Annotated in this window: 10 protein-coding genes; 5 read left to right on the top strand and 5 right to left on the bottom strand. The window is 66.5% G+C overall.

Annotation, left to right across the window (positions count from 1 at the left end):
- Positions 1–426 precede the first annotated feature (426 nt).
- Both ACVTJA_RS26455 and ACVTJA_RS26450 read left to right on the top strand, forming a co-directional pair.
- Positions 427–1911, top strand: coding sequence for a class III lanthionine synthetase LanKC N-terminal domain-containing protein (locus tag ACVTJA_RS26455; protein ID WP_465840202.1), 1485 nt, complete (start codon positions 427–429; stop codon positions 1909–1911).
- Positions 1890–3068: a lanthionine synthetase C family protein gene (locus tag ACVTJA_RS26450; protein ID WP_465840200.1), complete on the top strand. Its 1179-nt coding sequence runs from the start codon at positions 1890–1892 to the stop codon at positions 3066–3068. The genes ACVTJA_RS26455 and ACVTJA_RS26450 overlap by 22 nt, the downstream gene beginning before the upstream one ends.
- Positions 3069–3661: 593 nt before the next feature.
- Here ACVTJA_RS26450 and ACVTJA_RS26445 read toward each other — a convergent pair.
- Positions 3662–3799: a hypothetical protein gene (locus ACVTJA_RS26445; protein ID WP_465840198.1), complete on the bottom strand. Its 138-nt coding sequence runs from the start codon at positions 3797–3799 to the stop codon at positions 3662–3664.
- A 354-nt stretch (positions 3800–4153) separates the two neighbouring features.
- Between ACVTJA_RS26445 and ACVTJA_RS26440 the strand changes: the two genes are divergently transcribed.
- Positions 4154–5131, top strand: coding sequence for a hypothetical protein (locus ACVTJA_RS26440; RefSeq protein WP_465840197.1), 978 nt, complete (start codon positions 4154–4156; stop codon positions 5129–5131).
- Here ACVTJA_RS26440 and ACVTJA_RS26435 read toward each other — a convergent pair.
- From ACVTJA_RS26435 to ACVTJA_RS26420, 4 genes are all read right to left on the bottom strand, one after another.
- Positions 5097–5513, bottom strand: coding sequence for a DUF6285 domain-containing protein (locus ACVTJA_RS26435; RefSeq protein ID WP_465840196.1), 417 nt, complete (start codon positions 5511–5513; stop codon positions 5097–5099). The two genes, ACVTJA_RS26440 and ACVTJA_RS26435, sit on opposite strands and share 35 nt — an antisense overlap.
- Positions 5506–6522 (bottom strand): phosphotransferase family protein, encoded by a 1017-nt coding sequence (locus tag ACVTJA_RS26430; protein WP_465840195.1) that lies wholly within the window; start codon positions 6520–6522, stop codon positions 5506–5508. Before ACVTJA_RS26430 ends, ACVTJA_RS26435 begins: the two co-directional genes overlap by 8 nt.
- 3 nt (positions 6523–6525) lie before the next feature.
- Positions 6526–7725 (bottom strand): acyl-CoA dehydrogenase family protein, encoded by a 1200-nt coding sequence (locus ACVTJA_RS26425; RefSeq protein WP_465840193.1) that lies wholly within the window; start codon positions 7723–7725, stop codon positions 6526–6528.
- A 151-nt stretch (positions 7726–7876) separates the two neighbouring features.
- Positions 7877–8377 carry a hypothetical protein gene (locus ACVTJA_RS26420; protein WP_465840192.1) on the bottom strand — a complete coding sequence of 167 codons (501 nt, stop codon included), beginning with the start codon at positions 8375–8377 and terminating at the stop codon, positions 7877–7879.
- 269 nt (positions 8378–8646) lie between these two features.
- Between ACVTJA_RS26420 and ACVTJA_RS26415 the strand changes: the two genes are divergently transcribed.
- Entirely contained in the window at positions 8647–10188 is a 1542-nt protein-coding gene (locus ACVTJA_RS26415) for a gliding motility protein (RefSeq protein ID WP_465840191.1), read from the top strand.
- Positions 10189–10703: 515 nt separating this feature from the next.
- Positions 10704–12857 carry a TonB-dependent receptor plug domain-containing protein gene (locus ACVTJA_RS26410; protein ID WP_465840190.1) on the top strand — a complete coding sequence of 718 codons (2154 nt, stop codon included), beginning with the start codon at positions 10704–10706 and terminating at the stop codon, positions 12855–12857.
- Positions 12858–12877: the final 20 nt, after the last annotated feature.

Below are 12877 nucleotides of genomic sequence, written 5' to 3'. Positions count from 1 at the left end.
TCGCGACTCTAATGGGCGTCGACTTTTCCGTCCCAGTCGCGCAATCACAGCCATGGCTCCCACAGGGCCTACGCCGCCCCGACCACATACAAACATTTCCATTTGGAATGTCTGTTTTATAGAACTAGATTGTCTTTGCGCCATTCCTGGCGCGGCAGATCCCACCACAGCAGCCGGAGGTTGCCATGAAGAAGATCCTCGCTCTCCAGAAGCTCGCGACGGCCAAGGAAGAATGCCAGGTCGACAGTGCGAGCAGCTCCCTGTGCAGCACGGGCTGTCTCAACGGCTGAGCAGAAGGCGTTGCACTCTCCCCTGGGCCCGAGGTGGCTCTGATGGAGAGTGGAGGTCACCCGCCCGGGCGGCTCGTCGAGCGCCCGGTGCGGGGGATTCCCTTCCTCACGAAGCCCGCGCCAGGAGCCACACCGCATGGAGGAGTTCTCTTCCTTCACCATCAGCCACCGCGACTACTTCGAGACGCTGGGCCGCTTTCCCATCACCCGCGCCTATCAGGATCTGCTCGCGTCGATGCTCCCGGAGGGGTGGACGACGTCGCGATATGACGTCTGGCTCCAGGCGGCTCCCGAGGGCGCGGACCTCGCGCCGCAGGGCTTCAAGATCCACGTCGCCTCGACGGTGGCGCAGGCGCCGGAGACCTTGCGACGGGTCGTCCCGGTGTGCGTCCGCGCGGGAGTGGTCTTCAAGCTCGTGGCCGACCCGGCGCTGTTGCGCTTCCACAACTCGAAGCGCTCTCCTCGGAAGGCCTCGGGCAAGTTCATGGCCGTCTACCCGCCGGACACGGCGGCGTTCCTGACGCTCATCGAAGCGCTGCACCAGGCGACGAAGGACCTGGAGGGCCCCTACATCCTCTCGGACAAGCGGTACCGGGACAGCAAGGGGGTCTTCTACCGGTACGGTGGCTTCCAGCGGATTCAGCAACTGCGCGCGGACGGCACGCGGCGGCTGATGATTCGCGAGCCCGGAGGGGCGCTCGTCGAGGATGAGCGGACGCCCTACTTCCAGCTCCCTCCGTGGGTCCAGGACCCGCTGCCGGACGCCAGCGAGCCGGAGGGCGATGACGAATTGCTACACGGCCGCTACCAGGTGGAGGAGGCGCTCACCTTCACCAACACCGGTGGCGTCTACCGGGCCATCGACCGGAGGACCGGGAACACCGTCTGCATCAAGGAGGCGCGGCCTCGGACGGACCTGTGGATGGGCGGAGAGCTGACCATCGACGCAGTGTCTGCGCTCCACCGGGAGCGTGACAACCTGGAGCGCCTGCGCGGCCTGCCAGCGGTTCCCGAGCTCGTCGAGCTGTTCCAGGAGTGGGAGCACACCTTCCTCGTCACCTCCTTCGTGAAGGGACAGCCGCTGACCCGGGTGCGGGTCCACGACGACGTCATCGTCTTCACCCACCTGGATGACAAAAGCCGCGTGGGCCGGTTCTGCGCCCTCCTGCGGGACGTGGCGCTGCGCCTGCTGGACGCGCTGGAGGCCATCCACGCGCAGGGCCTGCTGGTGGGTGACATCTCGCCCGGCAACGTCCTGCTGGACCTGGAGACGGGGGAGCTCCGGCTCATCGACTTCGAGGGGGCCCTGCCGCTCGGCGAGGACTCGGCCTCCGCTGCCCAGTGGTACACCCCGGGCTTCCGTCACCCGGAGCGCCGCGCCCTCTCCCGGCTCGAGCCCTTCGACGACTTCTACGCGTGCGGCATGCTCCTCTACAGCCTGGTCTGCCCCGTGCAGACCCTGTTCGAGGTGGACAGGACGCGGCCCCACCTGCGCTTCCTCGACCACTTCGTGGAGGAGGGGCTGCCGGTCCAGGTGCGAAGCATCATCCGGTTCCTGCTCGACGGACGTGCGGACCTCGCGCGGAAGGAGGTGGAGTCATGGGCGCTCGCGCCGCGGTAGCACGTGAGGATGTGGTGCCGGAGGCCGGCCTGCTGCGCGAGACGAACCAGGGCCTGGCGAGGCACATGCTTTCGTCGATGGACGCGGCGCGCTCGGACCGGCTCTTTCCTTCCGACACCCAGACGCTCCTGACCAATGCGCTGAGCCTGGGGCATGGCGCCTGCGGCACCGCGCTCTTCCTGTGGGAGACGCTTTGCGAGCTCCCCCGGGCCGTGCGGGACTGGTTGCTGGCACAGCCGGTGGACGCCACCACGTATCCGCCCGGGCTCTACTCCGGCCTCGCGGGCATCGCCTGGAGCTTCGTGGAGCTGGGCCTGCCCGAGCGGGGGCTGGAGCTGATGAGGCACGTGCCCGCGTCACCCCTGGCCTTCAGGTCCGCGGACCTGTTCGGCGGGGCCGCCGGGTGGGGGTTCGCCGCGCTGGCGCTGCACCTGCGCACGCGCGACACGAAGCTGCTAGAGCTGGCGGGCCGCGCGGGCGAGCACGTGGTGCGGTGCGCGGAGCGCTCCCCCGCGGGACTGTTCTGGCGTGACGAAGAGGACGGCTCGATTCCCCTGGGCTTCGGACGGGGCGGCAGCGGTATCGCCTTCTTCCTGCTCTCACTCTGGCGCGTCACCCGCGAGCCGTCCTTCCTGGAGGCGGCGAGACAGGCCCTGGACTTCGACGTGGCGCATGGGCGGGAGCGGGACGGTGGGCTCGTCTGGGGCGTCAACGTCGAGGACAAGGGGCATCGGCCCTACTGGCTGAAGGGCGGTGGCGGTGTGGCGTCCACGCTCATCCGCTTCTACGAGGTGCTGAATGAGCCGCACTACCTGGAGCTGGCCCGCAGGGCGGCGCGAGGTTGCGACGTGACGTTCTCCGCGATGCCCCACCTGTTCGAGGGGCTCGCCTCCATCGGAGAGACGCTGCTGGACATGTACCGGGTGACGGGCGACCGCCACTACCTGGAGCAGGCGCGCAAGAAGGCGCGACAGACGCTGCTGTTCCGCCTGGACAGGCCCGAGGGAATCGCCTTCCCGGGCCGCTTCCTCCTGCGCATCAGCCACGACCTGGGCATGGGCGGCGCGGGCATCGGCCTGTTCCTGCACCGGCTCACCACGCTGGGGCCTCGCCGGTTCCATGACGTGTTCCCGGACGCGGCAGCCTCCGCGGAGTGAAGGCGTGGGCTGGTAGGCTCGGCCCATGCAGGCCGGCTGACCGCGCTTCCGCATCTTCGATGGCCGCTCGTTCCAGCCCCGGGTCTTCGAGCTTCCTCACGACCCGGGCGAGTTCTTCATCGGCCGATGGGAGGGCGCCGAGCTGTGCATCCTCATCCTCGGGCTGGGCAGCAGGCATGTGCGGCTGAGCTCGCTTCCTCGCGCTCAAGCATCTCGGTCTTGGCCTCATCAAAGCCGAGCTCGAGCTCCCAGCGCTCATGGTACAGCGCGACAGTTTCTTCGGCCGGGTAGCGCTCTGCGTCCACCAATGCGAGTGCAGCGCCATCATGAAGCGAAGAAGGAGCGCACGCCGCGACTGGAGGTGCACATCGCTGCCGTCTGATGCGCCTCAGGACGAGTCGAGCGCAGACGCAGGGCGCCAGCGGTACGGCAGCAATTTGTCGAGGCGGGCCACGGCTCGCCCGTGTCGAGGCTCGTGCGTTGAGCTGTTCAAGGGCGCTGGCAAGCGCCGCCACGTGTGATGAAGCGCCTCAACCGGGGGGCGCCGGTGACGCCGGCCCGGTCAGCGCCCATACCGGAGAGCGCCCTGCGACCTACTGCCCGCGGAAGATGATGCCTCCGACCAGGAAGCGGGTGTTGATGGCCCGCAGCTCGCGCCCCTGGTCGACGATGACACGAGATGCCGCCGCCTGGTGGCAATATGGGCGGTTCCACGGAATGCCACGGAGCATTCACCGTGGGTTGCCAGGGATTGGGCAATCGGCTCCGCCGAGAATGAAGCAGCGGACGCATGAACTGCGCCGAGGGCAAGAGCCCCTCGAACTGCTCGCGCCATGAAATCGCCCACGAGGCGTGGAAGCAGATCACGACGGCCCCCGACCTGTCCCGCCATCCCCCGCTGGGCTCATCCCTCCGCGCTCGGGTGTGGGCCCCATTCCGGACGCGTGGGACGATGCCGAGGAGGGATTCCCCGGCCCAGGTCCTGCCGGGCGGGTCGTCGCCGGACACGTCACAGGCATCATTCATGGCGTCTACCTGACAGAGGGAACGACGGGCCAACACCACTCCCTCCATGGGAGTCAGACGTGCTCGGACCCGACGCAGGCTGGAAAATCGTGATGGGAATATTGCTGATAGGCGGGGGAGCAGAGTCCCTCGCGGCAGGTGGAGCTTGCCCCACGACGCCGACGAACTATGACGCGGCGTCCTGCAACGACGTCTGCACCAGGGACGCGGTCTCCAAGACGATGCGCTGCGATACCACCGACTCGTCGGAAGATAACGAGGTGGTCGTCGTGACGAGCTACGGGAATCCCAGCTTCATCGAGGATTTGCTGTATACGCGGTATTCAGCCTGGGGGACGGTGGATGGAGCGGAGTTCTGCTGCCCCCTGGATTCCACGGATTGGTATCCACTGAATGCAGTGGAAGTCCTGACCGGGGATGGACGCGACATCATCCGATTCAAGTTCACCGATGCCAGTGGGAACGAGTGGAATCTCAGCAGCAACGGGCATCAAACGGCACCCCAGTGGTTCATTGGATACGCGCGCCCCGGCGGCAATTTCGACAGGGTCTATGGTTCGGGCAGTGCTTCGTTGGACTACATGGATCATCTCACGGGAGAAGATGGCCCGGATGTGATCATGGGAAACAACGGAAATGACTACATCAACGTCGCCGAAACGCAGTCGGGGGCAGACTCGATCGACAACGATGGAGAATACGTCTTCGGCGAAAAAGGACGTGATGAGATCGTTGGAGCAACGGGAGACCTGAACGCGACCGACATCATCCGCGTGTCGGGGGGAGATCAAAACGACCTCCTCTGCACTGGCCTCTCTGGTGCTCTGACGGGGCAGAAGGTCGAATTCTTCGGCGGAAACGGCGACGACGAGATCTACAGCATGTCCTCGAGGGTCGCCGGCTACGATGGGGCCATCAACGGCGATGCTGACTCGAACGGGTGTGACAACCCTGGTGGTGGCTCCGAGACGAACTGCTCGCGGAGCTACAACAGCGCGAACTTCACGGCGTGGACTCCGATGGGGTGCCCGCGCTGAGCGGTGTTCCCCTCTCAGGACCGGTGGACCTGACGTCCGGCAGCGCCTTCGGCGCGCTCTCCCGGACCCGCTGCACCGTCGCTTCCCACAGCAGCTCGCGGGCCTCGGCGCTGTCGTCGAACACGCCCTGGCGGATTCGCGCCGCGAGCTCACGGTTCAGCGCCAGCAGCTCCCCGTCACGCTGGAGCAACGTGGACAGCGCCCGCCGCTCCGCTTCTTGCGGGGCCGTGCCGTTGCGAAGCTGGCGCTCGGCGATGCCCATGGCGTTGGCAATCATCAGCGCGCCATAAGCCTTGTCCCTGGGCAGCAGGGGCAGCAGCTCCTTGCGCAGCACCTCGCGGGCAATCGCCAGCAGCTCGGCGCCGTCGGGACGCTCACGCATGGCCCACCCCCGTCATCCGGAGAATCTCCAGCTCCAGCTCCGGCACGATGTGCGCCGTCAGCGCCAGCTCCAGGGAGGGCTCCTGACCGGACACATGGCGCTCTCCCTGTTGGAGCGCAATCACCGCCCACCGCACGTGGGCATACACTTCCCAGTAGAACACCGCCTCGCGCTCGAGCCGGCGGCCACTCACGCGCTCATAGCCCCGGAACAGCGCCTCGCGAGAGCCGATGCCGCCCGCCTCCTTGTCGAGCTGGCCGAAGCGCCAGCAGCGCGCGCAGAACCAGCCCAGGTCCTCCAGCGGGTCCGACCACGCCGCGAACTCCCAGTCCAGCACGGCCGTGAGCCCCGCCTCATCCACCATGTAATTGCCCGTGCGGAAGTCACGGTGCGCCAGCACCCACTCCCGCGTCCGTGGGGCGTGCAATTCCAACCAGCGGATGCCCCACTCCAGCGCCGGGAAGGGCGTGTGGTGTCCGTCCAGGAAGGCCCGGAACTCCTCCACGCCCTTCAGCGCCGGCGAGCGCACCGGCGATGGCAGGAAGGACAACCGCTCCGACGGGGGACGCAGGGTGTGCAGCCGCGCCATCTCCTCACCGATGCGCTCCGTCAGCCGCTCGCGGTCCCCGCCCAGCCCCGGCTCCTTCATCAGCCGGTGCGCCGCGGCCGTGCCGCGGGCCTTGCGCATCACGAAGAAGTCCCGGCCGAACACAGCGGTGTCGCCTGGCCACAGGGGCTCGGGAACCGTCACTCCCACGCGAAAGGCCTCCTGGAGCAGCGCGAACTCCTGAGCGCGGCTGTGCGACACCGAGACGCCCGAGGGCGCGTCCGCGCGCAGGACGCACTCCAGCACCCCGTCATGCGCGCCGCCGGTGACGGTGGCCTTCAGCAGCCAATTCTCCTGGATGGCGCCTCCCGAGAGCAGGCGCGCCTCGTCGATTCGCACCGCGCGGGCGCCGGACTTCTGCGCCAGGAAGCGCTCCAGTGCCGTCCTCTGCGCGTCTTGCATGGGTCACACGCCCCACTTGAAGAAGCCCGGCCCCTCCGCCAGGTACGCGCGTGACAGCACCTGCTTGTGCACCTCGCTGGCACCGTCCACCAGCCGGGCCTGCCGGGCGTAGCGGTATATCCACTCGACCAGCGTGTCCTTGGAGTAGCCACGCGCTCCCAGCAACTGGATGGCCGTGTCCGCCGCCTTGTGCAGCGTGTCCGCGACGTGAATCTTCGCGATGGAGATGTCCGTGCGGGCGAAGTCGCCCTGGTCCAGCTTCCACGCGGCGCTCATGGTGAGCAGCCGGCCGATGTGGATGTCCTTGGCGGCGTCTCCCAGCATCCACTGCACGCCTTCATGCTGCGCCAGCGTCGAGCCGAAGCTCATGCGCTTCGACACGTACCCGCCCGCTTCTTCCAGGCACCGCTTCGCCAGTCCCAGCCAGCGCATGCAATGCGTGAGGCGCGCCGTGCCCAGACGAATCTGCGTCACCTTGAGGCCGTCCCCCACCTCCAGCAGCCGGTGTGCATCCGGAATCTCCAGGCCATCGAACACGATTTCGCAGTGCCCGCCGTGCTCCTCCGGCCCCATGATGGGAATGCGCCGTTCGATTCGCCAACCCGGCTGGCTCGCGTCGAACAGGAAGGCGCTGAGGCCCTTGCGCTCGTCGTCGGACGTGCGCGCAATCAGGATGAAGTGCTGGGCCCCTTCCGCGCCCGTGATGAACCACTTGCGCCCGGTGATGACCCACGTGTCGCCGCGCCGTGTGGCCTTCGTGTACGTGAGGGACGGGTCCGAGCCACAACCCTGAGGCTCCGTCATGGCGAAGGCAGAGCGGACCTTGCCGTCGATGATGGGCTGCAGCCAGCGCTGCTTCAGGTCCTCGGTCCGGAGGACCTTCTCCAGGACAATCATGTTGCCGTCATCGGGCGGCGCGGCGTTGAACATCACCGGCCCGAAGGGCGAGCGCGCCGCTTCCTCGTAGCAGGCCGCCATGCCCACCACGCCCAGGCCCTGCCCTCCGCGTGACTTCGGCATCTGGAAGGCCCACAGCCCTTCCTCACGGGCCCGGGCGCGCACCCGGGCCACCACGTCCTCGCGGATGTTCTCGTGCGCGTCGAAAGCGTCGGGCTGCTTCTCCAGCGGCAGCACGTGCTGCTCCACGAAGGCCCTTACACGCAGGCGGTAGTCCTCGACCTCGGGCGACAGGGAGAAATCCAATTCGAGCTCCAGGGGAACGGGCCGTCCACGACATTATTGGCACTCCGCCAATAAGATTGGAAGAAGGTGGCGCCAGCGTCGAGCGCCACCCTCGCCTCCTCCGCACCTGCGTGGGAGCCCATTGGGAGAGGCCGGGCTCCCGGGTGGGAGGTCATGGATTCAGCAGATGCCCTGCGAGGGACACTCCGAGTGAGGCCTCATTCCCGGCCCCGAACGTCTTCCGCTCCATTCGGATGACGACGTTGGTCGGAACGGGAAAAGGACCCAGCGTGGCCTGGAAGCTTTGCGCGGCCGTAAAGACTCTCTTGCCGTTGATGTCGGTGCCCTGGTCATTCACGACGAAGAAGTGCACGACCGGGTTGTTGATGTGGATACCCGACACCGAGTCTCCGGACGGCACCGTGCCCTTGACCGACACATAATCAATGACCAGGCGTTTGCCGGCGGGGATTGTGAAGACGGGGTTGTCAGCCTGATTGCTCGAACTGGAGATCTGCTTGAATGCATTGACCGGTTCGTCGGACGTGCCGGCCGCACCCGGTGCCGGGTTCGTCACCTGGGACGGCTGGGCGACCGCCGCTCCGCCGATGACCGCGAGGACGACGAGGAGGGGCACTCCCACCCACAGAAGACGCGGGGTCTGCCTTCTCATGATGATTCCTCCTTGAGTGCCAGACACGAACCGTGGGCGCTGTGTCATCGGGCCATACATGCTTGGGCACGCAGGCCCCCTGTTGCACGGGTCCCCCGGTTGAGTGGCTTCAACTGGGCTGGCGTGAAGGGGAGCCCTCGGCCGTAGAGGGGCTGGGAGCGCGGGCGCTGGTGAGCGCCGCTCGACTCCTCAGCAGCCCACGATGTAGATGCTGTCGATTCTCTGGCGGGCCAGAGAGCCGTACCACCCGCCTGAGGAGTCGCCCGAACATGAAGCCCACGCCTGGAGATATCTTCGCTGTCTACACCCCTCGGCTCGGCGCCTACTCGGCGGTCCAGGTCACCGCCCTGAAGGTCGAAGGGAAGCGGGAGATGGCCTCCGTGCTGGCGCTGGACTGGGTGGGCCCCACCCTGCCCGACTCCTCCGCGGTGGCGGCCATGGCGCCCGCCAACTTCAACTTCTTCTTCTGGAAGGACCACCGCGTACACGTCTGGGCATCCGCCGAGGTTCCTCGCGGCTACACCCTCGTGGGCCACCGTCCGCCCCTCGTCGTCGAGGACGTCAACAGCTACAGTGGCTGGCCCTCCGGCAGCCACCTCTACAATCAGCGCCGCTGGGAAGCCATCCCCCAGGCCGAGCGCGACCTCTTCAAGCAGATGGACGCCGCTCGCGACAAGCGCGTGTTGTTCATGCTGGGCGACATGGAGGTGCGCCGCTCGACGCAGCGGCTCGACACGGAGCGCCTCGCCGCCGCGCCCGACCTGTCGGTGTTCGAGGCACTGCCGCTGCTGACCTCCGTCAACGCCGACGCCCCCATCCCCGGCCTGTTCGACTTCATCCGCCGCCGCCCCTTTGTCTACGAGTCGGACGTGCGCAACCACGGTGAGTGTCGCATCGACCTGCGTGGAGCCCGGTTGACCCGGCTCACGCTCGACGTGACGGGCCTCCAGGAGCTCTACCTGAACGAAGGGCTGGAGTTCCTGTCCCTGGTCGGCCAGGCCGGCCCGGAGCTGAAGATTCACGGTGAGGCCGCGGGCCGCTGGCTGACCTTGAACACGAGCAACCCGGCCATCAACTGGTCCGGACTGGACGCCCTGGACGGCATGAATGTGAACTCCGCCCGCGACGTGGATGTTGCGAGCATCGTGCGACGGTTTCCGAGCCTGACCGAGCTGCGCATCTGGGGCGCGCCTGGCTACCTGAGGAACACCGCCGAGCTGGCGGCACTTCCATCCCTGGAGACACTGACGCTGAGCGACATATTCGGCATGTCACCCGACGAGTTCCCCGGCCCGGGGCGCTTCCCGAACCTGGGGATGCTCTGGTTGACGAGCATTCCCGCCGACGTCGCCGCCAAGGTGAAGAAAGACTACAAGGCCGCTGCTCGCGAGGGCCTGGACCTGTCCGTGCGGCAGCCGCGCAAGGCCGACTGGCTGGCGGAGAACCTGGACAATCCCTTTCGTATCTGGGACGGGGCCGACAACATCACCCCTGCCCAGGCCAAAAAGGCCGCGGCGCTGTACCGGCAGGCAAGGTCCGCCGCACTCGAGGCCGCAGCCGAGGAGAACGTTTCACCCGCCGCCCTCGTGTCCGCGCTCACGCCCATCGTCACGGCATACATCGAGGGCTTCAACAAGCTGGATGCTCGCCACACCTTCATCTTCACCGAGGAGCGAGAGCACATATACGACGCGCTGGTGAGCATCATCGACGCGGTGGACGAGAAGCTCCGGTCCACCGCAGGGACTCCCGCCGAGCCCCTGAATCGAGAGGCGCTGGTCTCGGTGATGGATGCGATTCGGGACTTCTAGCAGGTTGTAGAGGCACCAGACAGGTGCCGAAGCTCCTCCCCCATGGGAGGAGCGATGGCGGAGACCTGCGATGAAGCCAGGCCATCAAGGCAACGTGACCTCAGGGATTTGAGCCACTCCCCGAGCAAGCGGGGCTGACGAAGCCGCTCAGGTTGTCGTTGCCACCGGGCTCATTTTCCAAGCGTGCCCCGGCAAGAGAAGGCACCTGTTTCGAAAAATGCAGACATCTCCCAGGACTGGTGCGAGTGATTGCACCACTCCACGGCGAGCATGCGAGGTCGGGCCAGGATTCACGCATGGGCTCGTCAGGCTACCCGCTCATGAGCGCCTGGCTGCTCGCTGGGATGGCGAGTGGGATGGAGCTGACCTCGTCGTCAATGCTGACACCAGCGAAGTGTTCGAAACCATGCGATACTTCAGGCCCCCGACCGCGGCATGAAACATGCTTTTTCCATGCAGTTGGGGGCTCTCCTGCTCTGGGCACGTGGCATCGATGAACAGCACATCGGCAAGGGATGGCATCCCTCGCCCCGGCATCAGGGTCCGAACGAGGGCCGGCCGCTGCTCACGGTGCACGGGCCATCTCCTTCGCACCCACACCGAGGCTCTTCTTGCGGCGAATTCCGTGGCTCGTGTCTGCAGGTATCGCGCTGTCACCCTTCTCTTCCCACGCGACGTCACTGGAAGAGGCAGCCCCCCCTCAGGACATCAGCGAGCTGTCCCTGGAGGAGCTGCTGAACGTCCGGGTGGTGACTTCATCGAGAAAAGAGGAATCCGTCGATGACGCCCCCAATACGATGTACGTGTTCACGAAGGAGCAAATCAAACATCGCGGTTTTCATACGCTCAGGGAGTTGTTGAGGACAGTCCCTGGATTTGGCGTCTTTCACAAGGACGTGCAGTTCACGCTGCAGGCCCGGGGAATCGCGCCGAACGACAACGAGAAGTTCGCCATCCTCATCAACGGCGATTCCATCGCCAACGTGGTCGAATCCGACTTCCTCAACGGCCCCATCGACCTCTCCATCGCGGAGCGGGTGGAGGTCATCGTCGGCCCCGGCTCGGTCCTCTACGGGACGGAGTCCCTGCTCGGCACCATCAACATCATCACCCGTGATGCCAGGGAGAACGAGGTCAGCGCGGCGCTCGGCAACTACCTCCGAAATGGCACGGCCATCGTAGGGACGACCATTGCAGACGAGGGCTTCCTGGTGGGGACGTTCACGGGCATGTACCGGAAGGGCTGGGACGCCTGGAGCCCCGTGGACCACGGCGCTCCGGTGCTCACCGGGAACGAGAACACGGGCCGGTTGGACCCCAGCTACTTCATGACCCTGAGGGCCGGGTACCGGGGCTGGGAGGTGCAGGCCACGTCGCTCAACCAGTCGTTTCCCGACCTCAAGCACGCGGTGTCAGAGCCGACCGGCCTGGACGGCAAGCGCTATGACCGCGTCGACGGGCTCACGATTCGCAACAACAGTCGCTGGACGGACCACTTCGCGAGCCGGACGAGCCTGAGCTACGACAACAAGCGGCTCGTCCGGATGTTCACGCAAGGGGCGCCGGAGCTGCAGGGCGAGAGCAGCTACGACCTCGCGCAGCAGGCCTACAGCGTGGAGCAGGCCTTCACCCACCAGACGGACAGGAACCACCTCCAGTTCGGCCTGCAGGGAAGGATGGAGCAGAACCGGAACAACTCCATCTTCTCCTGGTCTCCGGATGACCCCTCCTATGACGGGCCCTTCAATCAGATTCACAAGCTCGTCCAGGATGATGACACCTTTGCGCTCGGGCTCTTCGTGCAGGACGAGTTCCGGCTGAACGCCAGCGTGAAGCTGGTGGCCGCGGGCCGCCTGGACAAGAACTCGATGCTCGGGTTCAACCACACCTACTTCAGCCCGAGGCTCGCGGTGGTGGTGACGCCGCTCGAGCAGTGGACGAGCAAGGTGATGTACAACACGGCGGTTCGCACCCCCAGCACCTGGGCGGGGCCGCTGAACGCCGTCTGGGGCAGCGACAACCCGAGCGCTCCTGACTGGGCGCGCATCAACCCGCTGGTCCAGCGTCCCGAGGTGCTCTCGACGTTGGAGTGGCAGAACATCGTCCGCCTCGGCTCCGCCCGCCTGGCCGCCACCGTCTACTACGAGCGGCTGAAGGACTTCATCTCCTGGGGAGGCCCCTTCACCAACGTCGGCGACTTCGAGGGCGGCGGTGTCGAGTTCGAGGGCCAGGCGGCGCTGTCCCGGAACCTGTTCCTCCGAGGGAACATGGCCTTCACCTCCACCCGCTTCAAGCAGACCGCCCCGGGCACGTCGTTCGGAAACGTCCCGCAGTCGGACCGCGGCGAGATGGCGGCGAGCCCGGCGTTCACCGCGAATGCCGGCGTCGACTGGAGCCCTCGCGCAGACTTCTTCGTCAGTCCCAGCGTGCGTTACTTCACGCGCCAGCCCACGTTCTTCCATGAGACCAGCTCGTGGGGGTACTCCAACGACAGAGTCTACGTGGACCTGGGACTCTCGGTGGAGAACGTCGGGCTCACGGGGCTCGACCTCTCGCTGCATGGCTTCAACCTCCTCGACAACCAGGACACCGTGGCCGCGCAGTACATGCAGGGCCGCTATCGGGAGCAGGGCCGCGAAGTCTCGCTGCAGGCCAGCTACCAGTTCTGACCGGGACGTCGCTGGAGTCC

The sequence above is a fragment of the Pyxidicoccus sp. M6 genome, from assembly GCF_055568925.1.
The sequence above is the reverse complement of the archived record's forward strand: the minus strand, read 5'-3'. Positions and strand labels throughout refer to the sequence as shown.

Excerpts from the sequence above, each read along its gene's own strand:
- ACVTJA_RS26455 (WP_465840202.1), top strand. The coding sequence starts at position 427 with ATGGAGGAGTTCTCTTCCTTCACCATCAGCCACCGCGACTACTTCGAG.
- ACVTJA_RS26450 (WP_465840200.1), top strand. The coding sequence starts at position 1,890 with ATGGGCGCTCGCGCCGCGGTAGCACGTGAGGATGTGGTGCCGGAGGCC.
- ACVTJA_RS26445 (WP_465840198.1), bottom strand. The coding sequence starts at position 3,799 with ATGCTCCGTGGCATTCCGTGGAACCGCCCATATTGCCACCAGGCGGCG.
- ACVTJA_RS26435 (WP_465840196.1), bottom strand. The coding sequence starts at position 5,513 with ATGCGTGAGCGTCCCGACGGCGCCGAGCTGCTGGCGATTGCCCGCGAG.
- ACVTJA_RS26430 (WP_465840195.1), bottom strand. The coding sequence starts at position 6,522 with ATGCAAGACGCGCAGAGGACGGCACTGGAGCGCTTCCTGGCGCAGAAG.
- ACVTJA_RS26420 (WP_465840192.1), bottom strand. The coding sequence starts at position 8,377 with ATGAGAAGGCAGACCCCGCGTCTTCTGTGGGTGGGAGTGCCCCTCCTC.
- ACVTJA_RS26415 (WP_465840191.1), top strand. The coding sequence starts at position 8,647 with ATGAAGCCCACGCCTGGAGATATCTTCGCTGTCTACACCCCTCGGCTC.
- ACVTJA_RS26410 (WP_465840190.1), top strand. The coding sequence starts at position 10,704 with ATGGCATCCCTCGCCCCGGCATCAGGGTCCGAACGAGGGCCGGCCGCT.